General features: G+C 35.7%; 20 protein-coding genes. 6 read left to right on the top strand and 14 right to left on the bottom strand.

The window, feature by feature from the left end:
• Positions 1 to 21: 21 nt before the first annotated feature.
• Entirely contained in the window at positions 22 to 441 is a 420-nt protein-coding gene (locus tag DCO46_RS04775) for a lipocalin family protein (protein ID WP_116751433.1), read from the bottom strand.
• Positions 442 to 849: 408 nt separating this feature from the next.
• Here DCO46_RS04775 and DCO46_RS04770 point away from each other — a divergent pair, with 408 nt between their 5' ends.
• The gene (locus DCO46_RS04770) at positions 850 to 2,211 is read left to right on the top strand and encodes a GH1 family beta-glucosidase (protein ID WP_116751432.1); all 1,362 of its coding nucleotides are present in this window, start codon (positions 850 to 852) and stop codon (positions 2,209 to 2,211) included.
• Between the two features lie 50 nt (positions 2,212 to 2,261).
• On the opposite strand, the gene DCO46_RS04765 is transcribed toward DCO46_RS04770, so the two are convergent.
• The gene (locus DCO46_RS04765; protein ID WP_116751431.1) at positions 2,262 to 3,242 is read right to left on the bottom strand and encodes a zinc-dependent alcohol dehydrogenase family protein; all 981 of its coding nucleotides are present in this window, start codon (positions 3,240 to 3,242) and stop codon (positions 2,262 to 2,264) included.
• 110 nt (positions 3,243 to 3,352) lie between these two features.
• On the opposite strand from DCO46_RS04765, the gene DCO46_RS04760 reads away from it, so the two are divergent.
• The 3 genes from DCO46_RS04760 (at position 3,353) to DCO46_RS04750 (ending at position 5,135) form a co-directional block, all read left to right on the top strand.
• On the top strand, positions 3,353 to 4,210 hold the full coding sequence (locus DCO46_RS04760; RefSeq protein ID WP_116751430.1) for an AraC family transcriptional regulator: 858 nt from the start codon (positions 3,353 to 3,355) through the stop codon (positions 4,208 to 4,210).
• A 119-nt stretch (positions 4,211 to 4,329) separates the two neighbouring features.
• Positions 4,330 to 4,797: a Panacea domain-containing protein gene (locus DCO46_RS04755; RefSeq protein WP_116751429.1), complete on the top strand. Its 468-nt coding sequence runs from the start codon at positions 4,330 to 4,332 to the stop codon at positions 4,795 to 4,797.
• Positions 4,797 to 5,135 (top strand): hypothetical protein, encoded by a 339-nt coding sequence (locus DCO46_RS04750; RefSeq protein ID WP_116751428.1) that lies wholly within the window; start codon positions 4,797 to 4,799, stop codon positions 5,133 to 5,135. The genes DCO46_RS04755 and DCO46_RS04750 overlap by 1 nt, the downstream gene beginning before the upstream one ends.
• A gap of 197 nt (positions 5,136 to 5,332) precedes the next feature.
• On the opposite strand, the gene DCO46_RS04745 is transcribed toward DCO46_RS04750, so the two are convergent.
• From DCO46_RS04745 to DCO46_RS04700, 10 genes are all read right to left on the bottom strand, one after another.
• The gene (locus DCO46_RS04745; RefSeq protein WP_116751427.1) at positions 5,333 to 6,766 is read right to left on the bottom strand and encodes a TolC family protein; all 1,434 of its coding nucleotides are present in this window, start codon (positions 6,764 to 6,766) and stop codon (positions 5,333 to 5,335) included.
• Entirely contained in the window at positions 6,759 to 9,926 is a 3,168-nt protein-coding gene (locus DCO46_RS04740) for an efflux RND transporter permease subunit (RefSeq protein ID WP_116751426.1), read from the bottom strand. Before DCO46_RS04740 ends, DCO46_RS04745 begins: the two co-directional genes overlap by 8 nt.
• A gap of 34 nt (positions 9,927 to 9,960) precedes the next feature.
• Positions 9,961 to 11,040, bottom strand: coding sequence for an efflux RND transporter periplasmic adaptor subunit (locus DCO46_RS04735; RefSeq protein WP_207784947.1), 1,080 nt, complete (start codon positions 11,038 to 11,040; stop codon positions 9,961 to 9,963).
• Positions 11,041 to 11,217: 177 nt separating this feature from the next.
• A complete protein-coding gene (locus DCO46_RS04730) occupies positions 11,218 to 11,595 on the bottom strand; it encodes a hypothetical protein (RefSeq protein WP_116751424.1) in 378 nt (125 codons plus the stop codon).
• A 204-nt stretch (positions 11,596 to 11,799) separates the two neighbouring features.
• Complete coding sequence (locus DCO46_RS04725) at positions 11,800 to 12,204, bottom strand: GNAT family N-acetyltransferase (protein ID WP_116751423.1); 405 nt, start codon at positions 12,202 to 12,204, stop codon at positions 11,800 to 11,802.
• A gap of 9 nt (positions 12,205 to 12,213) precedes the next feature.
• Positions 12,214 to 13,473 (bottom strand): alpha/beta hydrolase-fold protein, encoded by a 1,260-nt coding sequence (locus tag DCO46_RS04720; protein WP_116751422.1) that lies wholly within the window; start codon positions 13,471 to 13,473, stop codon positions 12,214 to 12,216.
• 62 nt (positions 13,474 to 13,535) lie between these two features.
• Entirely contained in the window at positions 13,536 to 14,144 is a 609-nt protein-coding gene (locus tag DCO46_RS04715; protein WP_116751421.1) for a tetratricopeptide repeat protein, read from the bottom strand.
• Positions 14,145 to 14,344: 200 nt separating this feature from the next.
• Entirely contained in the window at positions 14,345 to 16,216 is a 1,872-nt protein-coding gene (locus DCO46_RS04710) for a M1 family metallopeptidase (RefSeq protein ID WP_116751448.1), read from the bottom strand.
• 303 nt (positions 16,217 to 16,519) lie between these two features.
• The gene (locus DCO46_RS04705) at positions 16,520 to 18,100 is read right to left on the bottom strand and encodes an NADP-dependent glyceraldehyde-3-phosphate dehydrogenase (RefSeq protein ID WP_116751447.1); all 1,581 of its coding nucleotides are present in this window, start codon (positions 18,098 to 18,100) and stop codon (positions 16,520 to 16,522) included.
• 78 nt (positions 18,101 to 18,178) lie between these two features.
• Positions 18,179 to 18,490 carry a rhodanese-like domain-containing protein gene (locus tag DCO46_RS04700; protein WP_072963814.1) on the bottom strand — a complete coding sequence of 104 codons (312 nt, stop codon included), beginning with the start codon at positions 18,488 to 18,490 and terminating at the stop codon, positions 18,179 to 18,181.
• Between the two features lie 360 nt (positions 18,491 to 18,850).
• On the opposite strand from DCO46_RS04700, the gene DCO46_RS04695 reads away from it, so the two are divergent.
• Both DCO46_RS04695 and DCO46_RS04690 read left to right on the top strand, forming a co-directional pair.
• Positions 18,851 to 19,492 (top strand): Crp/Fnr family transcriptional regulator, encoded by a 642-nt coding sequence (locus tag DCO46_RS04695; RefSeq protein ID WP_116751420.1) that lies wholly within the window; start codon positions 18,851 to 18,853, stop codon positions 19,490 to 19,492.
• 176 nt (positions 19,493 to 19,668) lie between these two features.
• Positions 19,669 to 20,454 (top strand): sulfite exporter TauE/SafE family protein, encoded by a 786-nt coding sequence (locus DCO46_RS04690; RefSeq protein WP_116751419.1) that lies wholly within the window; start codon positions 19,669 to 19,671, stop codon positions 20,452 to 20,454.
• Positions 20,455 to 20,924: 470 nt separating this feature from the next.
• On the opposite strand, the gene cydB is transcribed toward DCO46_RS04690, so the two are convergent.
• Both cydB and DCO46_RS04675 read right to left on the bottom strand, forming a co-directional pair.
• Positions 20,925 to 22,001, bottom strand: coding sequence for a cytochrome d ubiquinol oxidase subunit II (cydB, locus tag DCO46_RS04680; protein WP_116751417.1), 1,077 nt, complete (start codon positions 21,999 to 22,001; stop codon positions 20,925 to 20,927).
• Positions 22,002 to 22,003: 2 nt separating this feature from the next.
• Positions 22,004 to 23,350, bottom strand: a complete 1,347-nt coding sequence (locus DCO46_RS04675) for a cytochrome ubiquinol oxidase subunit I (protein ID WP_116751416.1) — start codon at positions 23,348 to 23,350, stop codon at positions 22,004 to 22,006.
• Between the last annotated feature and the right edge of the window lie 58 nt (positions 23,351 to 23,408).

Here is a 23,408-nt window from a genome sequence, read left to right as displayed (position 1 = left end):
TCTGAGCTCAAAGCGTTTTTACTATCTGGTATAAACTGTAATGATACCAGTAGTTTTATCTTTTATTTTCAATTCCTTGTTAGTAAGATTCATAATATCTGAAGTCGTACTTAAATTACCAACAGTAATAGTTAAATCATTATGAGATCTTACATAAGTTCCTTCCGTTTTAGTTAAGGCACAGTTAGCACCATAATCCCCGATAACTGCTTTGTTACTTACTCTTAATTCTAAATAATCTCTACTGCATCCGCTTTGATTTTGTGGAGCATCAATTAAATTTTCAGTACCGTCACTATTTTGTGTACCAGTTTTACTTAAATTATAAGTTCCTTCTAATGGCACAATTGTTTCTCCTTCGTTGTCATCGTTGCTGCAAGATGTAGCAAATATTCCTAAGCTAAGTGCTAATACGTATACTATTTTGTTTAAATTTTTCATGATCTGATTTGTTTAAATTTGTTTTTTATTATGTTTTAATTTCATAATTCAAAATTAGCATGAAATAACTTGAGGTATGTTTTATAATTTTTTGATTTTCTTACATAATTTTTATTTTAATACAATTTTAACCTAAATCATTGCATTATTGTCAATTTTACACATTTTCTAAACAAATGTTAATATTTTTTTTAGCCTTTTTGAAACAAAAAACAGTTAACTATTTCATAACGTTTACATTACGATAGATTTAAATCTTTTTTATTATTTTGATTAAAACTAAACATCATGAAATTCTTTAGCCTAAAATTCCTGACATCATTTAAAGAATGGCTTTTCTTAAAAGCAATGCAATCTTCTTTCCTTCATTAATAATTTTTTACCGATAAGGAAATAAGCAATATTTAAATGAATAAAACAGAAAACGCACTTTTAAATAAAGAACAATTTGGAGATGACTTCCTGTGGGGAGTTTCCACGGCCGCTTTCCAAATTGAAGGAGCACATGATGCCGATGGCAAAGGAGCTTCTATCTGGGATGTTTTTACCTCGCAAAAAGGTAAAATCAAGAATGGTCATCACGCCATTTCAGCCTGTGATTTCTACAACTACTACAAAAACGATATTGAGTTAATTCGCGAATTAAACATTCCGAACTTCAGATTTTCTATAAGCTGGACCCGGATTATGCCTACTGGCGTTCATCCTGTCAACCAATCCGGTGTTGATTACTATAACAAAATCATTGATTTTTTGTTAGAATGCAATATCGAACCCTGGGTCACCATTTACCACTGGGATTTGCCTCATGCATTAGAAGTAAAAGGCGGCTGGACCAATCGCGAATCGGTTTCGTGGTTTTCAGCATATACCGAAGTCTGCGCACAGCATTTCGGAGACAAGGTAAAAAACTGGATGGTGATTAACGAGCCTTCTGTTTTTACGGGCGCAGGATATTTTCTCGGAATTCATGCTCCTGGAAAAAAAGGGCTGACCAATTACCTCAAAGCAATGCATCATGTTACGCTGTCAACAGCTGCAGGAGCAAAAATACTGCGTAACAAAGTTCCGGGAGCCAATATTGGTACAACATTTTCGTGTACGCATATTGAGCCTGAAACAGAGAAGAAAAAGGATGTTGAAGCTGCAAAACGTGTAGATACTTTATTGAACAGGACTTTTATAGAACCAATTTTAGGACTCGGATATCCGAAAAAAGATTTGGCAGTTCTTAAAAAACTTAAAAAATATATCCTGGAAGACGATTTAAACAACATGGCTTTCGATTTTGATTTTATAGGGCTGCAATGCTATACCAGAGAAGTCGTAAAATCATCTTTGCTGACTCCTTATATAGGTGCAGAATTGGTGAGTGCTGAAAAAAGAAACGTAATCGCCACAGAAATGGGCTGGGAAGTTTACCCGCCTGCCCTTTACCATACTATTAAAAGGTTTAACGAATACAAAAACATAAAGAAAATCATTATTACCGAAAATGGTGCCGCTTTTCCTGACGTTGTAAAAAACGGAAAAGTATATGATATCCGCAGGACACAATACATTCGGGATCATTTGGAACAATTGCTAAAAGCCAAACAGGACGGTTATAATGTTGATGGCTATTTTGTCTGGAGTTTAACTGATAATTTTGAGTGGGCTGAAGGTTATAATGCCAGATTTGGACTTATTCATATTGATTTTGAAACTCAAAAAAGAACCATCAAACAATCCGGATTATGGTTTCGGGATTTTTTGGCACAAACAAATTAATTAAAAGGGAAAAGAGTACATCTTTTCCCTTTTTAATTTCTAATTAGAATTTAAATCAAAACAATTCCTCTGTTTTTCAACGAATGATTCTCCAACGAATTATAAGCTTCCCCTATATTTTCAAAAGAAAAATCTTTACTGTTCACTTTTGGTTTTAATAATCCGGAGTTGGCAAGCTGAGTCGCTTTTTGCATAATTTCCCCGTGATGTTCTCTGTCTTCACCTGTAAGAAGCGGTAATAGCGTAAACACGCCGGAATAAGTGGCACCACGAAAAGAAAGCGGTGCCAGACTGTGAGATCCCCAGCCCAAAATGCTAACTACATGCCCGGTATATTTTTTAATGGCTTTAAATGAATTATCCAAAACTGTTCCGCCAACAGTATCAAAAACAACATCAAAACCTTTTCCGTCTGTGTAGAGATTTACATATTCTTCTACAGAAACAGCATTATAATCTATAGCCGTAACACCAGTAGATTTTATTTCTTCCAGATTTTCTGCGCTTCCTGTTGCATACACTTCAGCTCCAAAAGATTTTGCCAGTTGAACTGCTATATGCCCAACGCTGCCCGCTCCTCCGTGTATCAATATTTTCATTTCTCTGTCAATTTTTGCTCTGTCCACAAGTCCTTCCCAGGCAGTGATAAATGCGAGCGGAATTGCTGCTGCTTCTTTAAATGATAATGTTGAAGGTTTAACAGCTAATAATTTTTCATCCACAGCAGCATATTCAGCCAAAGATCCCTGCACCTTTCCCACTCCGCCTGTCATACCATAAACTTCATCTCCGGCAGCAAATGCAGTTGCATTTTTACCGACACTTTCTACTATTCCTGCCATTTCAGTTCCTAAAATTGCAGGAAGTGATACTTGTGCGTGTGCACCATTTCCGGCTTTGATTTTTATATCCAGCATATTAATTCCGCTGGCTTTTATTCTTACCAATACTTCATTATTTGCAGGTACTGGTTTCGCTATATTTTTAATTTGAAAATCGGATCCAAATTCTTCTAATATAAGTGCTTTCATATTTTAATATTTAGTATTATTGTTCTTATTTAAAATTGATATTGCAAAGTTCTACAATCTATAATTGTATATTGTTGTAGATTTAAGCCCTAAAAGTGTATTTTGTTGTTATGGTAAACGATGTATTATATGAACCTTTTGAACTGGTTCTAAAAGAATTAATGGAAGAATGCCCGAGAGGCGAACATATGCACAGTTTTTTTGAGCTTGTTTACATTGTTCAGGGCAGCGGAACGCAGCGTATTAACAGTAATACAGTTCCGTACAAAGCCGGCCATTTGTTCCTTATAACACCGGAAGATTTGCATAGTCTGGATTTTGAAGAACCAACGCAATTGTTTTTTATCCGGTTCAATAATATTTATGTAACCGGGGCCTATCAGCAGGAACTATTACAACAAATAGAAATTATTCTCAAAAATGCTTCTCACGAACCAGGCTGTATCTTAAAAGAGGACGACGACAAAATTATTGTTCATCCTATTATTGAGGCCATAATAAGAGAACACAACAAAAAAGGGCTGTATCATAAGGAATTGCTTTCTCAATATATCAATACCTTACTGGTTATTGTGGCAAGAAATATTATGATGGCACTTCCGGAAAAAATAAATAATCAGAGTGACCCGAAAATCCTTCGGATATTGCAATATGTGCAAGCCAATATTTATAATCCTGAAAAACTGAAAGGCGGGCATATTAGTGCTAAATTCGGAATCTCTGAAACCTATCTGGCGCGTTTTTTCCGTAAACATACCAATGAAACTCTTCAGGAATATCAAACCAATTATAAACTCAAATTAATTGAGAACCGATTGCTAAATACCAACATGCGTATCAATGAAATTGCAGCCGAATTTGGTTTTACCGATAAAAGCCATTTTAATAATATGTTCAAAAAACACAGAGGCGTAAATCCGACAGAATTTCGTAAAATGTTTTTCGGGTTTGGGAATTTTGGATATTAGAAACCAATCAGATACAGTTTTTCAATAGAAATAGTGGTTTAAAATAAATTTACTAACTTTGTTAAAATCAGATTTATATTTTAGTATATAAATGTATACCATTAAAACAAAATTTTAGAATGGCACAATCAGCAATATTTTTATCCGGTGAAATACTGAAACGGGCAAAAGAGCAAAACATTGAGATTTCTAATATGTCTCTACAAAAACTTTTGTTTATTGCTAATGGATTATATCTTGCAAAAAATGGCGTTCCGTTAATTCAGGAGCCAATTGAGGTCTGGCCATATGGTCCGGTAATTAAATCTGTCTATCAGGAATTTAAAACTTACGGAAACGCTGCTATAAAACAAATTCCACTGAGTTATTCTATGAATCAGCACAAAGAGCTCGACAAAAATGCCGACGATGTTGTAGAATTTGCTTTGGAAGTGGCTAAAAACCTTAATGCCATCCAGTTATCAAACTGGACACATCTTCCTGAATCTCCATGGACAGAAGCGAAGAGAAACAATGAAAAAGAAATATCTAATGATCTTATGATCAACTATTTCAAGAAATTTGTTAATACCCCTATAAAAGAATAATGGGAGGCTTTAATATAGGCGGGCTTATTGATGATATTGCCAATGCCCCGGCAAGTTCTGTATCTATTGCCGAATTTATTTCTTATGAGAAACACCGTTCGGATATTCAGAACTCCAATCAGAACATGATTGAAAGAAAAAGATATGCTGAATTGATATTCTCTTTTACCTGTATTTGGTGTATCTGTATTTTCTTTATTCTAATGTGGAAAGGTCTTGGTAAATTAAATTTATCCGACGAAATCATCATAACCTTAATTGGTTCTACTACATTAAACATTTTGGTTTTCTTTACTTTGGTAACCAAATATTTATTTAATTCGGATAAATCGACTTAATAGTTACCAAAAGTTTTTTATGGAAACGAGTGCCCTAGCCCTGATGGTAGCGGCATCCTTTTTTGGCGGTGTTCGCCGCAAAAGATATAGCGGACAGCAGAATCAGCTCCTAAAACTATAACTCTTTTTTTCTTAAAATAAAAAACCTTTCGAAAGCGAACTTCCGAAAGGTTTTTACCTACAAATAATAACCAATTTTATTTCCAGCCACCGCCAAGTTCTTTATAAACATTGACTGCAGCATTTAGTTGATCTTTTTTAGTTTCTATTAATTCCAGTTTAGATTCCAGAGCATCACGCTGTGTCATCAGAACTTCGAAATAATCGACTCTTGCAGATTTAAACAAGTCGTTTGAAACATCGATTGATGTACTTAAAGCTGCTACTTGTTGTGACTTTAAATCGAAGCTTTTTTCTAAATTACTGATTTTAGAAAGCTCATTTGAAACTTCGATATAAGCATTTAAAACCACACGGTCATAATTGTACAACGCCTGAAGCTGTCTGGCATTGGCATTGCTAAACTCTGCTTTGATCGCATTTCTGTTGATTAAAGGTGCAGCAATATCTCCGGCTAATGAATACAAAAGTGATTCCGGAAACGTGAACAGGTAAGACGGATTGAAAGCGTTTACCCCAATTGCAGCCGAAATATCCAATGAAGGATAAAATTCTGCGCGGGCCACTTTTACATCCAGTTTTGCAGCTGTTAGTTCCATTTCTGCCTGTTTAATATCAGGACGGTTTTGCAATAATTGAGACGGAATTCCAGAATTTACAGTTGATGGCAACAAACTTAAAAAGTTGTTTCTATCTCGCTTAATTTCCTGTGGATATTGACCCACCAAAAAGTTTATCCTGTTTTCCGTCTCTTTTATTTGCTGACGAATTGCAAATTCCTTGCTTTTAGAATCCATAACTTCAGCCTGGAACTTCTGTACTCCCAATTCAGTAGCTCTGGCTGCCTGTTTCTGTATTTTTACTATTTCTAAAGCGTTGGATTGCAATTCGATATTTTGTTTTACAATATCCAACTGACTGTCAAGTGCTAATAACTCGTAATACGAATTAGCCACTTCTGCTATCAGATTGGTTACTACAAAGTTTTTTCCTTCTACTGTAGACAAATATCGGCTTACTGCTGCTTTTTTAGAATTGCGCAGTTTTTTCCAGATATCTACTTCCCAGTTTGCATAAGCGGCAACCACAAAATCGCCAAGCGGATCCGGCGTTTCTTTGCCCGGTTTAATTTCGGTAGAAGCATCTCCAGCCCCCTGGCTTGTATATCTTCCTACTTTCTCTACTCCTGCTCCCGCCCTAACACCAACAGTTGGCAGATAAGCGCCTTTTCGTATGCGAACATCATTCTTTGCAATTTCAATTTCCTGCAAAGTGATCATTAATTCCTGATTGTTTTTCAGTGCGGTATCGATAAGATTTACCAAATTTTGGTCTTTAAAGTATTGACGCCACGGAATAGCCGCCATGTTTGTGGTGTCCTTGCTGTCTGTGTAAGTCTCAGGAACAGCGGCTTTAGTTTGAGTTTCGGCTGTGGCCTGAGGAGCCTTGCAGCTTACCGCTGCAAGACAAAGACCCAGCACAATACCATATTGTAACTTGAATTTATACATGATTGTTGTCAATTTCTTCTGTTAATGGATTTTCTTCTTCATGTTTTACTAATTTGTGTTTTTCTGCAATTCGTCCGAATATGTAATACAATCCCGGAATTACAAACACCCCACAAATCGTTCCGATCAACATACCTCCTGCTGCTGCTGTACCAATCGTTCTGTTTCCAATTTTACCAGGTCCGGTAGCAAAAGCAAGCGGCAATAATCCTGCGATAAAAGCAAACGATGTCATCAGGATTGGACGGAACCTTGCTTTGGCACCTTCCATAGCCGATTCTAAAACTGATTTTCCTGCAGCATGCCTTTGAATGGCAAACTCTACAATCAATACCGCATTTTTACCCAGTAATCCAATAAGCATTACCATTGCAACCTGCGCGTAAATATTGTTTTCTAATCCTGTTAGTTTTAATAAAAGGAAAGCTCCGAAAATACCGGCCGGCAACGAAAGGATTACTGATAATGGCAGAATAAAACTTTCGTACTGTGCTGCCAAAACTAAGTACACAAACCCTAAACAGATAAGAAATACCCAAATGGCCTGATTTCCCTGTGCAACCTCATCGGCAGAAATACCTGCCCAGTCAATATCATATCCTCTTGGCAGTTTTTTAGCCGCAACTTCCTGAATTACCTTAATCGCTGTTCCGGAGCTATATCCTGGCGCAGCTCCACCACTAATCTCTGTAGAATTGTACATATTGTGTCTTGTAATTTCTGAAAGACCATATACTTTTTCTAATTTCATAAAGGCAGAAAAAGGCACCATTTCATCACGGTTATTTTTCACATAAAGTTTCAAAATATCATCTGGCTGCGCACGATATTCCGGAGAAGCCTGAACGATTACTTTATAGTTAATTCCGTATTTGATAAAACTAATTTCGTAGTTACTACCCACAAGAGTTGACAAGGTATTCATCGCATTTTCGATCGAAACCCCTTTTTGTTGAGCAGCATCATTGTCAACTTTCATCATATACTGAGGAAAACTGGCACTAAAGAAACTAAATACGTTGGATAACTCCGGACGCTTGTTCAGTTCTTCTACAAACTCTTTGTTTACCGCTTCCATTTTTTTGAAATCCCCTGAACCTGTTTTATCCAGTAAACGAAGCTCAAATCCTCCTGCTGCTCCATATCCCGGTACTGCAGGCGGTTGGAAGAATTCGATATTAGCACCCGGAATATCTTTCGATTTTTCTTCCAGTTCTGTCATGATTTCCTGTACAGATTGTTTACGGTCATTCCAGTCTTCTAAGTTCACCAGACAGGTTCCGGCATTAGACCCGGTACCTTCAGTCAGAATCTCATAACCTGCCAGTGAAGAAACAGATTTTACTCCTTCTACACTTTCGGATATTTTTTGCAGTTTTTCTGCAATATTATTTGTTCTTTCTAATGATGAACCCGGAGGCGTCTGAATAATGGCATAAAACATTCCCTGATCCTCATTCGGAATAAATCCGGAAGGAACCGTGCTGCTTATTAGCCATGTTCCTGCACAAAATGCAAGAAGAGCAATAATGGTAACAGCTCTTCTGTTTACGATTTTACCTAATACATTCTGATATTTACCCTGTGCAAGATTAAACTTGTTGTTAAAACCATCTATAAATATATTTACAGGCGTTCTCTTTTTGGGTTTACCGTGATTATTTTTTAACATCATCGCACAAAGTGCCGGTGTCAGCGTCAAAGCCACAATACCCGAAAGTATGATCGCAGTTGCCATAGTGATCGAGAACTGTCTGTAGAAAACTCCGACAGGACCGGACATAAACGCAACCGGAATAAATACTGCCGCCATTAAGAATGTAATTGCAATAATAGCTCCTGCAATCTCATGCATCGCTTTTTTGGTCGCTTTAAGCGGAGAAAGATGTTCTTCTTCCATTTTGGCGTGGACGGCTTCAATGACAACAATCGCATCATCGACGACGACTCCAATTGCCAATACCAGTGCAAATAAGGTAATTAAGTTCAATGAAATATCGAAGAACGTCATGAAAATGAATGTTCCAACCAATGAAACCGGTACCGCAATAGCCGGAATGATTGTAGAGCGCCAGTCTCCAAGGAAAAGGAAAACTACTAATCCAACCAGGATAAAAGCTTCAACCAAAGTGTGAATTACTTTTTCGATAGACGCATCAAGGAATTTCGAAACGTCGTACGAGATTTCATAATCCATTCCTTTTGGAAATTTGGTTTTGATTTTTTCCAGTTTTGCTTTTACATCTTCAATAACCTGATTGGCGTTACTTCCAAAAGATTGTTTCAATACAATTGCCGCAGATGGTTTTCCGTTCAAATTTGAATAGATATCATACATCGAACTTCCAAATTCAACATTGGCAATATCTTTCAGACGCAAAAGTTCTCCGTTAGGATTTGATCTGACCACAATGTTTCCGTATTGTTCTTTAGTGGTAAAACGTCCTGAATATTTTAATACGTATTCGAATGCCTGTGAACGTTTACCTGAACTTTCTCCCGTTTTACCCGGAGAAGCTTCCAGACTCTGACTTGATAATGCTTCCATTACCTCATCTGCAGATATTTTGTATGCCAACATACGATCCGGTTTAAGCCAGATACGCATTGCATATTCACGTGTTCCCAAAATATCTCCTGACCCGATACCGTTTACCCTTTTTAATTCTGATAATACGTTGATGTCTGCATAGTTGTACAAGAACTTCATGTCGGTATTTTTATCCGTACTATAAAGATTCACGTACATCAGCATACTCGGAACTTCACGGGTAATTTTTACACCTTCTCTCACTACTAATGGAGGAAGTTTATTGGTTACCGAAGCCACACGGTTTTGTACATTAATCGCCGCCTGATTAGGGTCTGTACCTAAGTTAAATACTACCTGTATACTTGCTTCACCGTCATTACCGGCATCAGAAGTCATGTATTTCATTCCGGGAACTCCGTTTAAAGCTCTTTCTAACGGAATAACAACCGATTTGATCATCAGCTCTCCATTCGATCCCGGGTAATCCGCCGTAACGTTTACCATAGGGGGAGAAATAGAAGGAAACTGGGTAATTGGTAAATTCAATACTGACAATATCCCTAAAAAGACAATTATCAGCGATATTACTATCGACAGAACAGGTCTTTGTATAAATTTATTAAACATTTTTATATTTTTTTAATGATTAAACCTATTAACCTTATTCTGCTTTTACTCGCAGATGATTAATTACCGTTTGAGGAGACTGGTATTCGTATTTAATTTTGTCATTCTCTTTTACTTTCTGAACGCCTTCAAGTAAAATTTTGTCATTTTCAGTCACTCCTGTTTTAATCACATACAAATCAGGTATTTCACCTGTTATAGTAATTTCTTTTGAACTTACTTTATTGTTTTTATCTACAACAAAAACATATTTTTTATCCTGTATTTCATAAGTTGCTTTTTGCGGAATTACAATAGCATTTTTAAGAGGCACCAGCATCTGAACGGATCCTGTTTCTCCGTTTTTAAGCAATTTACCTGAGTTAGGGAATCTTGCTCTGAAAGCAATGTTCCCGGTTTCGTTGTTAAACTCACTTTCGATAACTTCTACTTTTCCTTTTTCTTTAAAGGTTTCGCCATTGGCCAGAACCAGGCTGACTTTATTATCGGCACGGTCTTTTACATCTGTTTCATATTGCAAGTATTCAGGTTCTGAAACATTGAAATAAACAAACATCTGACTGTTGTCTGAAAGGCTTGTCAATAATTCTCCTTCATCAATAAGGCTTCCTAATTTTAACGGAATTCTGTCGATTGTTCCGTCAAACGGAGCTCTGATTTCTGTGAATGATAAGTGAAGTTTTGCCAGGGCCACTTCTGCTTTTGCAGATTGCAATTTTGCCTGGGCAACACTTAATTCGTTTTTAGAAACGATATTTTTGTCTGCCAGTAATTTGGCATTTTGCAATTCGATTTCTGTTGATTTTTGTTCAGCCTGGGCTTTTAGTAATTCTGCCTGATACATGTTGGGCATGATTCTGAACAATAACTGGCCTGCCTTTACGAACTGGCCTTCATCAACATAAATGTTTTGCAGGAATCCTTTTTCCTGAGCGCGGATTTCGATGTTGCGTACAGATTTAATCTGGGAAACATACTGTTTGGTAAACGAAGTATCTATTTTTACCGGATTGGTGACAGTAAATTTTTCAACTTCTTCTTTTTCTTCTTTTTTTGATGTACAACTCGTTAAGCACAACAAGGCAAATAAGCCCGTTAACACGATTCTTTTCATGATATAATAATGGAAATTAAGCGAATGAATGCTAAGAATACAGAGAATCCTTAGGTCTGAAATAAATAAATCAGTCGCCAGAATAAAACGTGAAAAGACAGAATGAAAAAGTATCCTAAAAATACAGTTCGCACTTATACATGATCACGCTTATTGGTAACCGATGAATAAGTAGAATCATATTCTTAAAACTCTCTGAGTAATATAAATAGGATTTGACTGGCCACAAGAAGGCCCTAAAATTTCGAAAAGATTATAAGAATTTACAATAATTTGACAAGAGAGTGTCAAATACAAATTATCTATTAAGCTATAATTTGTTGCAAAAAATTTGTTTGTAAGTTGATCTTTAAGATCATTACCAAGAAATTCTTCATCAAGATCTAAATCGGCATCTTCTATTATAGAATTTCCCTGCTCCTGACTGGTGAATTTTACGTGGTGTCTTCGCTCAAGATTGTGATGAGGATTATGTTGATTTTCTGCATTAAGATATTGCCCTCCGCCAAGCAGAAGGAAATTCATAAATACTAAAAAAACGACTATCTTTCTCATTTGAGTGCGAAAGTAATAAAAGATCGGAATAAAAAAAATAAAATAAGAAAGTCTTAACACGAACCTGCAAACGAAAACGTTTTCATTTTAATTTATTGTATTTTTCGGCTTAATCTTAATAGAAAAAAACTAGCTTTTAAAGACAAAAAGCTAAAATAGTTCAATGACTTAACAAATAGAATTGATTTATTTGAGAATTTTCTGTTAAAACAGAATTTCCATAATAGTATATTCCTGTCCGGATTTGACAAAAATCTGCTGTGTATCTGTCATTTTAAATTTCCGGTAAAAAGAAGTTTTATTGCTTCTGGCATTGCACCAGATTTTTTTTACCCCTTTTTCTTTTGCCAGCTCAAAGATGAAATTCAGTAGTTCAGAAGCTATTCCTTTTCCCTGATATTCTTCCAGCGTTGCTAATTTTCTGAATTGCATTTCATCATCAGAAATAAAACAGGAAACGATAGAAACTAATTTTTCATGTATAAAAAAACCAAAATGCAAACCTGAATCATCTTCAGCCAACTGCACATACTCAAAAGGCTGATCAGGCCACATTACCTCATGCCTGATCTGCCATGTATCTGAGGGTTTTATTTCTTTGATGGCCATTGAATAAAATTATTTTAGAAGATTGTCCAGTTTACCTTTTGTTTCAGGAAAATTTTTATCTAAGTCGAGTACTTTTTGATAATTTGCAATTGCATTTTCTTTATCTCCCACATTTACGTAAAAATCTCCCAAAGAATCATACGTATTTGGGCTATCAGGATAGTTGGTTACATTCATTTTAAACAAATATCCGGCGAGTTCGTTATTTCTGTTTGACATGGAACGATAGCCATAGTTATTTACCAAAGCTTCCGGCAATTTTACTTTATATCCTAAATGTCTGGAAATATCCTGGTATTGTTTCTCTATTTTAGAAAGGACCTCTTTATTAAAATTTATTTCTTCTGCAACAGTAAGTGTTGACTTATAAAAATCAAAGATAAAACGAAGCCCGTCATAAGTTGTAATTAATGGTACAGAACCATGGCTTTCATCCTTATAATATTTGTACCCGTATTTTAAATTGCTTTTTTTGTTTTTAGTCAAAAAATCACTTAAATCCAGAATAGAACGAATGTGTTTTGTAATTACGGTGGTATCTTTTTTAACTCTTGTAAGTCCTATATCGCTTCCGGTCGTATTTGCAATACCTAAAAATAAAGAAACATTGGTTAGATTTTTGGTCTCTAATGTTTTTTCAGTCTGTTTTAAAAAATTCTGATGATCCCACCACATACTTGGATCTATTGCGATATAAGAATTAAACAAACTGGTATGATTGGCCAGGATATTGATAACGGTCAATCCTCCAAAAGAATGTCCGATTAATGTTCTGTATGGTGTTGTTGGGTATTTTGAGTCTATATACGGAATTAATTCTTTTTCCATGAACTCCGTAAATTTTTCGCCGCCTCCCGACTGATCGCTTAAATCTTTATTAACAAACGGAGGGTCAATACCAATATGTGTAGGGGTAAGATCCCTGGTTCTATTTGTGTTCGGAATTGCTACTATAATCATTTCCGGGCACAACGTGTTGATTTCACTCAACTGTTCAATCATTCCGACTACGGAACTAAAATGATTGTCGCCGTCTAATAAATAGAGAACCGGATATTTTTGTCTGGCAAAACCGGTATGCTGGGTACTTTTGGGAAGGTGAACCAGAATTTTTCTGTTTTCATTTAAAGTTTTAGAAAAAATACTGTCAACAGCTCCAATCTCAATTTTTCTGCTTTTTTGCGCAAATCCTAAACTTGTTACAAAAACTAAAACAGAAAGCAGCAGGATTTTCTTTGCAGAAATTCCGGTAAAGTTATTATTTATCATATTCTTAGTCTTTTATAAATTCTTAAATTAATATTTATAAAATGCAAAGAAGAATATGCATCTTATAATGCTTTAGTGTAAAATCGTTCCTTATTATCCGTGTCGATTTTTTTAGTACCGTTTTGATCTTTTTCTGCTATGTTAACAGCATGCAGTACTCTTGAATCTTCATTTACAGAACACAGCCAAATATTACCAGTTGATAAGATTATTGCCGAAAATAAAGGATCTGATTTATCTTTATCATAAAAAGTCAGATCTTCGGTTTTTATAAGTTTTTTTACTTTCGTTTTTTTATCCTGTTCGTAAAATGCAATCTTGTTTTCACTGACTTCAATCAATTTAGTAAATGTCTTATCATCTTCTGCATGAATGGCCCACGAAGGCTTATCTCCTGTAAAATACCAGGTTCCGACAATTTTACTTATAAAATCTTTTCTTAAAACATTCTTCAAACTCTCTATTTTTTCTATAGATTGTTTACCGAATTCGTTTTCAGGATTGATTTTATATGCTACTGAAAAAAGATCAAGAGCTTTGGTATTTTCGCCTTTTTTATAATGGGAAAGTGCTAACTCGTACCTGCTTTTTTGAAATGCTTCTTTTGGGTTGTTTTGGGCAAAATTTTTGAACGTCAATAATAAAATAACAATCGTAATGTATTTTTTCATTTAAACTGGGGGCTTTTAAATTTTTCGTAAACATAACTTAATTATTGTTATATTATTATGTTTTTAGGCTTTTACACCAAAAAAAATCTACTAAAACGAAATAAAAACTTTTCAAATTACTAATATTCAAAAAGTTACACATATACCCAATTTAAAAAAATATACAAAAAGCCGATTTATGAAAACCGGCTTTTAATTTGTTATTTACTTTTCCACTCGTTATTTTTTGGTGTGGCGTCCATAAAGATTCCCCCATCAATACTAACTTGTTTTATTTGTTTTTGCTTTTTCAAAGCAATAGTAGCCACTTTTTGGTTTTTCTCCCAAATCGCAGGTGTCTGATGTAAAGTTTCTTTTGAGTTGTCTGTGTAAATTATATTTACATCAAACGGGATTGCAAAACCACCCACATTTTGAACCGAAATACTTTTAGCATCAACATTTTTAACGGAAAGGTCAATATAATGAGTTGTGAAAAACCAATTATTAAAAAACCAGTTCAGGTTTTTTCCTGAAGCTGTATTTATTGAATTAAAGTAATCCCACGGAATCGGATGTTTTCCGTTCCAGTTTTGCATGTAAGCATGTAATGATTTTTTAAATAAATCATCTCCAAGTAAGTCTTTTAAGGCGATATAGGAAAGAGACGCTTTTCCGTATGAATTGTTTCCGTAACCCGGTCCTGAAACTTGCGTAGACATAGTGATTATCGGCTGGTCTTCTTCTGTTGAAGGATCATTAATATAATTGGCAACTCTAAATTCTTTATAAAATTTATCTGCAGCTTCTTTACCATGTTCTGCAATTCCGATTAAATATTCGAAGGTTGTTGCCCAGCCTTCATCCATAAAAGCATAGCGTGTTTCATTGATTCCCATATAAAAAGGGAAATACGTATGTGCTACTTCGTGATCCTGAACCAATTGGGCAAAAACAGGATCGTTCATTTGCGAATCATTACACATCATTGGGTATTCCATATCGGCAAAACCCTGAAAAGCAGTCATTTTAGAAAACGGATATGGAATTCCGGGCCAGTTGTTAGAAAAATAATCTAAAGCGTATTGGTTATTTTTGACTGAGTTTACAAAATCAGTCCCTTTTACATCGTATGCTGCCTGAATACTGGCACGACGATTTGTTTTTTTATCGACAACCACACTTCCTGCATCCCACAGATAATGATTACTTAATCCGAAACAAACATCTGAAATATTTTTAGCTTCAAATTTCCATACATTCCAGTCATATTGTTTAGTCACGGCACCGCTTTTCATTTCCTGTTCGTTTGCAATATGAAGTATTTCATCTGTTGTGTAGGATTTTTTTAAACGGGCAGAAAATTCAGGCTGCAAAACCTCATCAGGGTTTAATAAATCTCCTGTTGCGTAAACTACATAATTTTTTGGTGCTTTTACAGAATAGGTATAATCATTAAAATCGTTATAAAATTCCTGACGGTCTGTATGAGGCAGTCTGTCCCAGCCATTATAATCATCAAAAACAGAAACTCTCGGGTAACTGTAAGCGACAAAGAAAGTAGTATCGTCAATTTGTCCTTCTCTTCCGCTTTCTTTAGACAATGGGTAATTCCAATCTATGTTAATTGTAATTTTGCTATGAGGAAGTATTGGTTTTTTCAATTTTACATTTCCCACAGTTCCCCAGCTTTTTGCATCTTCATTGTACACTTCGCCCTCCACTTTAAGAGATGTAATCGTTAATCCGTCAGTCAAAAAATCATTGCTTACCGCTCCTCCTCTTGGCGAAGATGGTTTGTGCAGGTTATTGACAAATCGTATTGGCAGGTTTCTTAAGGTATCATTACTGTTATTTTCATAAACAATAGTTTCAGTTCCGCTTACTATTTTAGTATCAGCATTAACGGTAAGTTCCATGGTATACTTACCATGATTCTGCCAGTAATTTTTACCGGGTTTCCCGTCGGCGGAGCGTGTTCCTTTAGCGTAAGCCTGTTCAATATTTCTTGGCATAAAAAGGTCTTGCGAAAAGCCATATTGTGCCAGAAAAAGAAAACTAAAAAGTAATAATTGAAGTGCTTTTTTTCTCATAGTTCTTTTGATTATATGATTTTTGGAATCGTAATACAACATTAGTGGATTATTTTATTTTATTGTTACAATTTATTGAAAAAATATCAATCGTAAGGATTTTTAAAAATCAAATTCTGAAATCCAAATTTCAAATTCCAAATTCTAATCCCGAGACTTCGGGACCAAATTCTAATCCCGAAGCTTCGGGACTAAAATCCAAATTCTAATCCCGAAGCTTCGGCACTGAAATCTATAATTAAAAAAACCGCCTCTCTCAAAAGAAAAAGGCGGCAATCTACAATTAATATATAACCTTGGGAACTACAAAATATAATCGGTATTAATAAAATTCGATTCTTTGCTGTTCAGCAATTCCTGCAGAATTTCATTATTGTAATCAATATCTTTTGAAGCCACAAACGTACGAATTGAGAAAGAACGCAAGGCATCCGGAATACTTAAAGTACCCACAGCAGAATCTTTACGTCCTGTAAAAGGGAATGCGTCCGGCCCTCTTTGGCATGAACTGTTCAGGTTTACCCTGCAAACTAAGTTTACCAAAGCATCAATCAGCGGAGCAAGCGTTTTAATATCTTTTCCGAACAAACTCACTTGTTGTCCGTAATTAGATTCGGCCATATCTTTTAATGGTTCTTTGATATCTTTAAATGAAAGTATCGGCACTACAGGTCCAAACTGTTCTTCGTGATACACGCGCATTTTGCTGTCTACCGGATATAAAACTGCCGGAAAAATATAGTTATCAGTACGTTTTCCTCCTTTTTCGTTCAGTATTTTTGCTCCTTTTGATGTAGCATCGTCAATTAATCCCTGAATGTATGACGGTTTATCTGTCTCAGGAAGCGGCGTCAGAGAAACACCACTTTCCCATGGATTTCCGAATACCAGTGCATCTACTTTTTCTGAGAAACGTCGGTTGAATTCTTCTCTTACAGATTCGTGAACATATAATACTTTCAAAGCTGTACAACGCTGACCGTTAAAAGACAAACTTCCTGCAATACATTCCTGAATCGCCAGATCTAAATCGGCATCGGGTAAAATAATCGCCGGATTTTTTGCTTCTAAGCCTAAAATCAGACGAAGTCTGTTTTTGTTTGGATGCTGATCCTGTAAAGCAATGGCCGATTTACTGTTTCCGATTAAGGCCAGAACGTCAATTTTTCCTGATTTCATGATCGGAGAAGCCACTTCGCGCCCTCTTCCGTAAACAATATTGATCACTCCTTTTGGAAAACTGCTTCTGAAAGCCTCTAATAATGGTGAAATACACAACACGCCATGTTTAGCAGGTTTGAAGATTACAGCATTACCCATAATCAGAGCCGGAATCAATAAGGAGAAAGTTTCATTTAGCGGATAATTATAAGGCCCAAGACATAAAACTACACCAAGTGGCCCACGACGAATCATTGCGTTTACACCCTGTACTTTTGAGAAATATGAACTACGGCCGTTCAGTTCTTTGTAACTGTCAATTGTATCGTGGATATATTCTACCGTTCTGTCAAATTCTTTTTGTGAATCTCCTAGTGTTTTACCAATTTCCCACATTAAAAACTTCACCACTTCTTCGCGTGTCGCTTTCATTTGCTTCACAAAGTTTTCCATACATTTAATACGGTCAGCCACTTTCATCGTTGGCCATAATCCCTGTCCCATATCATAGGCGGCTGTAGCAGCGTCAACAACTTCCTGCGCTTCTTTCTCTCCCATAAACGGGATTGATCCTAATAAAGTTGGCGAGTATTTTTCGGTAGATGAAATCGTCGAAAATACAGGTGTGGTTTGCCCTGTCCATTTTTTCAACTCTCCGTCTACAAGATATGTATCTTGATTTATAAGGGTTTTAATCTGATATTCTTCTGGGATAAAACTCATAATTTGGTAATTTTTTGTTTGGTTATTTAATAGCATTTCAAAAGAAAAAAGAGGCTTTTTCAGGCCTCTTCTTCTTTTTTATGGATTTATCGTTTCACCTTCCCAATCCAGGATTCCGCCAAGCAGATTGTAGGCATTATTGATACCTAACTCATTCATAATCTGACATGCTTTGGCACTTCTGGCTCCAGAACGGCAATACACATAATAATTTTTATTCTTATCTAATTCTTCGATTTCATAAATGAAACCCTGACCTTTATTAATATCAATATTAACAGCGTTTTCGATATAGCCGTCATTAAACTCGTCTTCAGTTCTTACGTCAAGTATAACTGCATTCTCGTCAGCAGCTAGTTGGTTAACCCAATCTTCTTGTGATAGATTCATAATATATGTTTTTTGTAAAATTACGACGTTTTTATTAAATAAAATACGTACAAAATGCGATTTCGATTATTATTCTCAGAAAACGTTTTAGAGAAAGGATTATAATCAGTGTTTTACAAATTTACTCACTATTTTTAAAAATACAGTCTATAAAATCGATAGAAAATAGGATTTTTTCATTTGTGTAAAATACAACTTAAAAATAGTTTTCTGACAATTAATACCATTTCATTCTGTTATCTTTGCAAACAATTACAATTTTTAATCAGATTTTGATAAAAGTATCCGCCACTAATTTTACTAATCTTCATTAATTAATTTGGGACAATTTGTAAAATTCGTGTCAAAAAAACCTCTATAATGCAGCATTCATTACAAACTATATTTCCAAATTTCTCCCGTGAACTCATTTCTACAATTGAAGAAAATGGCACTGCTCAGGATTTTGAAGCAGGAACTATTTTAATGCGAACCGGGCAATACATTAAAAATACTGTTTTAATTACCAGAGGTAAAATCAAAATTTACCGTGAAGGTGAAGACGGCGGTGAATTTCTGATGTATTATCTGCAGCCCGGGCAGGCTTGTGCCATCTCGATGATTTGTACTGCTAAAAGTGAAAAAAGCCAGATTATGGCAAAAGTGGTCGAAGATGTTTCGGTCATGATGATTCCGCTGCAGATGATGGACAAATGGATGATGGAGCACAGATCCTGGTACGAATTTGTAATTGAAACGTACAGAAGCCGTTTTGAAGAAGTTCTGGAAGTGGTTGATAATATCGCCTTCCGTTCTATGGATGAGCGTTTGGAATTCTATTTAAAAAGACATTCAGAAGCCTGCGGCTGCTCTGAAGTTAAACTTTCACATCAGGAAATCGCAACCGAATTAAATACGTCCAGAGAAGTTGTTTCAAGATTATTAAAAAAAATGGAACAAAGAGGTCTGGTAAAACTCAACCGAAACCAGATTGAATTATTAAACACTAATTTCACGAATTAGCACGAATTATTTTGTCACATTGAGCGAAGTCGAAATGCTTTGCGGGTTCTCGTGACGCTCGAACTGACATTTTTTACAAATCAAATCTGTGTAAATTAGTATTATAATTTACTTCTGTGATAAATGTTACTGTAGATTTCTAATTTCCGAAGCAACTTTGCCTAAAAATAAATGCAATGGAATATATAGCTTATTTTGCTTCAATCATTATCGGGATTTCACTGGGCTTAATTGGCGGGGGCGGATCTATTTTGACTATTCCAATTTTAGTGTATTTATTTAAAGTAAATCCTGATCAGGCAACATCCTATTCTTTATTTATTGTGGGACTGACCGCTTTGTTCGGAAGTTACAGTCATTACAAAATGGGAAACCTGAAACTAAAATCTGCGTTGTATTTTGCCATTCCGTCTGTTATCTCGATTCTCATTATCCGCGAAGTTATATTTCCTCAGATTGCCGCCACACTTTTTTCCGTGGCTTCTTATACTGTTTCAAAAGATTTTTTAATCATGATCGTATTTTCGGTTTTGATGATTACGGCTGCCGTTTCGATGATCCGAAAAAACCAGCCTGAAATAAAAGGCTGCGAAACCAATTACCTGCAATTAAGCCTCATCGGGTTTCTGGTTGGTATTGTAACGGGTTTTTTAGGCGCCGGAGGCGGATTCTTAATTATTCCTGCATTATTGTTCTTTGCCAAATTACCAATGAAACAAGCCGTTGGAACTTCGTTATTAATTATTACAATCAATTCTTCACTAGGTTTTGCAGGAGATTTATATATCGGAACACCAATAAATTATCCTTTTTTATTAAGTGTTTCCGCAATGGCACTTCTCGGAATGGTGTTAGGAAGCCAGCTTTCTAAAAAAATCGACGGAGCAAAACTAAAACCGCTTTTTGGATGGTTTGTTCTGGTAATGGGATTTTATATTATTGCTAAAGAAGTTTTGTTTTAGAATTGTTTTTTTATTTCACGCAGATTTAGCAGATAGGGCAGATTTTTTTATTTTGATTTTAGTTTCACTTGTAGAATCTTTATCAATTTTTTTGAATTTTGAAAAAGATGAAACTAAAAAAATCCGTTTATTTTGGGGAATAAACGGATTTTGTATTTTTTGGGCGTTTTCGCCGAGGCGAACAGACTATTCGCTATATCTTTTTCTTACTAAATAAGTAAGAAAAAGGATACCGCTTCTATCCCTAACTCAGACTTGAATAAATTTATTATTTTGTAGTTTCTAAGGTTTCTCGATGAATTGCCTCCAGCTTTAGCTGGAGGTAAACAAATGTATGTAAAAAGGCTTCAGCCAAACTTTCCAGTTTTGGCTAAAGCCTTCCAACTTATTAACTTAATCCGTTGGTTAAAACCAACGGCTATTCATATAATAATTAATTCGTTAAAATTAGTGTAATTAGTGGCAAAAACTCAATGCTCCCCATACCCTACATCATCCATTTTACCGCTGAAAACACGATATTGAATAATAAAGTAAACAATCACCAAAAAGAGAGCAATAAAAAACCAGCTCAATCCGGCGTTTAAACCATATTCACCTGCAGCGGTGTTATAAATAGTCAGTGACGGATTTACTTTATTCGTTGAAGGCAAAACGTTCGGAAAAATCGAAACTGCTGTCGAAGCAAATCCTCCAATTAAAAATAAAGTGGAAAATATAAATCCATGACCGTCTTTTTTGAACGAACGCACTTTGAATAATCCTAAAATCCCAATAAAAGTCAACAAAGGAAAAAACCATAAAACAGGATTTTCTACAAAATTATGAAAAGGTTTAGGTTCGATAAAATGCCAGATTTGCAACGAAATACAAACCAAAACCAGTAAAACGATGTTCAATATAAAAACTACATTTTTCAACTTCGGGTTCAAAGTTGAATTCGTTTTATAAATAATCCAGTTTGCACCGTGAATCGTCAAAGCGACAACGCTTACGATTCCTAAGAAAAGTGTAAACCAGTCAATAATTCCCAACTCATTTGCCTGCGGGCTAAAAGTCGGATTCCATAATGGCAGAAAGAAAAAATGTGGTTCCTGTGTAGAAACACCATTTTGCACCATTCCGAGATTGACACCACGAACGATATTTCCTAAAGCGATTCCGAAGAACAATGCCAAAAGTAAACTCGCAATTCCGAAAGCTTTATCCCAAATTGATTCCCACATCGGATGATGTACCTGTCCGCGCATTTCCAATCCGATCGCACGGAAAATCAAAAGCCACAAAATCATGATTAAAGGCAGGTAAAATCCGCTGAAAGAAGATGCGTATAATGTCGGAAAAGCAAAAAACAAAACCCCTCCGGCTGCAATCAGCCAGACTTCATTGGCATCCCAAAACGGACCAATCGCACTTGTAATTGCTTTTTTATCTTTTTCTGTATCGGCAAAAAATAAATGAATAATTCCTGCTCCAAAATCATAGCCGTCCAAAACCAGATAAACGGCCAGAATTCCCATTAAAACAACGTACCAAAAAAATTCCATATTTATATTTTTTCTGTTGAAAGTTCCACATGACGCGGACCTTTATTGATAATTTTTCCAATCAATAATAAAAACAGCATACCAAGCAAAAGGTATAATCCGATGAAACCTAATAAAGTAAATAAAGTATTCCCGGAAGAAACCGTTGGCGATGCACCGGCAGAAGTTGGCATTAAATTATAAACCAGCCACGGCTGTCTGCCCAATTCGGCCGTGTACCAGCCGGTTGTATTGGCGATGTACGGAAATGGCATCATAAACATGAGCGACCATAAAATCCATTTGGTTTCGAATAATTTCCCTCTTATTAACTGGAAAAGTGACAACACCATTAAACCAATAAAAACCGTTCCGAGTCCAACCATAATATGATACGCATAATACAATCCCGAAATATTTGTTGGGTGCAAATCTTCTTCAAACTGATCTAAACCTTTAATTTCCTGATCCCAGTTTCCGTAAGTCAGGAAACTCAGGATGTTTGGAACCGCAATTTTATTGTCCAGTTTTTTGTCTTTTACATCGGGCTGACCAATTAAAACAATTTCAGAACCTTTCTTTTCGGTATGAAAAATTCCTTCCATTGCAGCAAAAGTCACTGGCTGATATTTTACAACATTTTTAGCCAGTAAATCTCCTGTCGGAACAGCTACTATGACACTGGAAATCAATCCGAAAATAACGCCGGTTTTTAAAAACAATTTCCCAAAAGAAATGTTCTTCTGACTCAGGATATAAAAAGCACCAATTCCGGCTACAACAAACGAACTCGTAACCATAGAAGCCGCCTGATTATGCAGGTAAGAAGGCCAAAGCCATGGATTTAGAAATAAGGCTTTGAAATTGGTCAGTACAAATTTTCCGTTTTCAAGGATTTCATAACCAACCGGATTCTGCATCCAGGAATGTGTGGCAATAATTAAGTAACCACTGGCCCAGGAACCAATCATGATTAATAATCCGGTGACAAAATGCCATTTATGGCCAAGGAGTTTTTCTCCAAATAAAAATATTCCTAAGAAAGAAGATTCGAGAAAGAAAGAAAACATTCCTTCCATGGCGAGTGTCTGCCCAATAATTCCGCCTGTTAATTCGGAGAACTTTGCCCAGTTGGTTCCGAATTGAAATTCCATCGGAATTCCGGTTACTACGCCCATTGCAAAATTCAGGGCAAATATCTTCATCCAGAAATGGGTGGCGTGATTGTATTCTTCTTTTTTAGTTTTGAGATATTTCCACTTAAAGTACACAATGATGAGCGAAAGACCCATTGTAAGTTGTGGAAAAAGATAATGAAAAGTAATGGTGAAGGCAAATTGCATTCGGTCATAAAAGAGCATTTCTTCCATAAGTGGTATTTGTTTTATGAAGTTCCACAAATTTAACCATTAGAACCCGAATTAGCGT

Origin of the sequence: Flavobacterium sp. HTF (assembly GCF_003105115.1) — a bacterium.
Lineage (GTDB): Bacteria > Bacteroidota > Bacteroidia > Flavobacteriales > Flavobacteriaceae > Flavobacterium.
The sequence above is the reverse complement of the archived record's forward strand: the minus strand, read 5'-3'. Positions and strand labels throughout refer to the sequence as shown.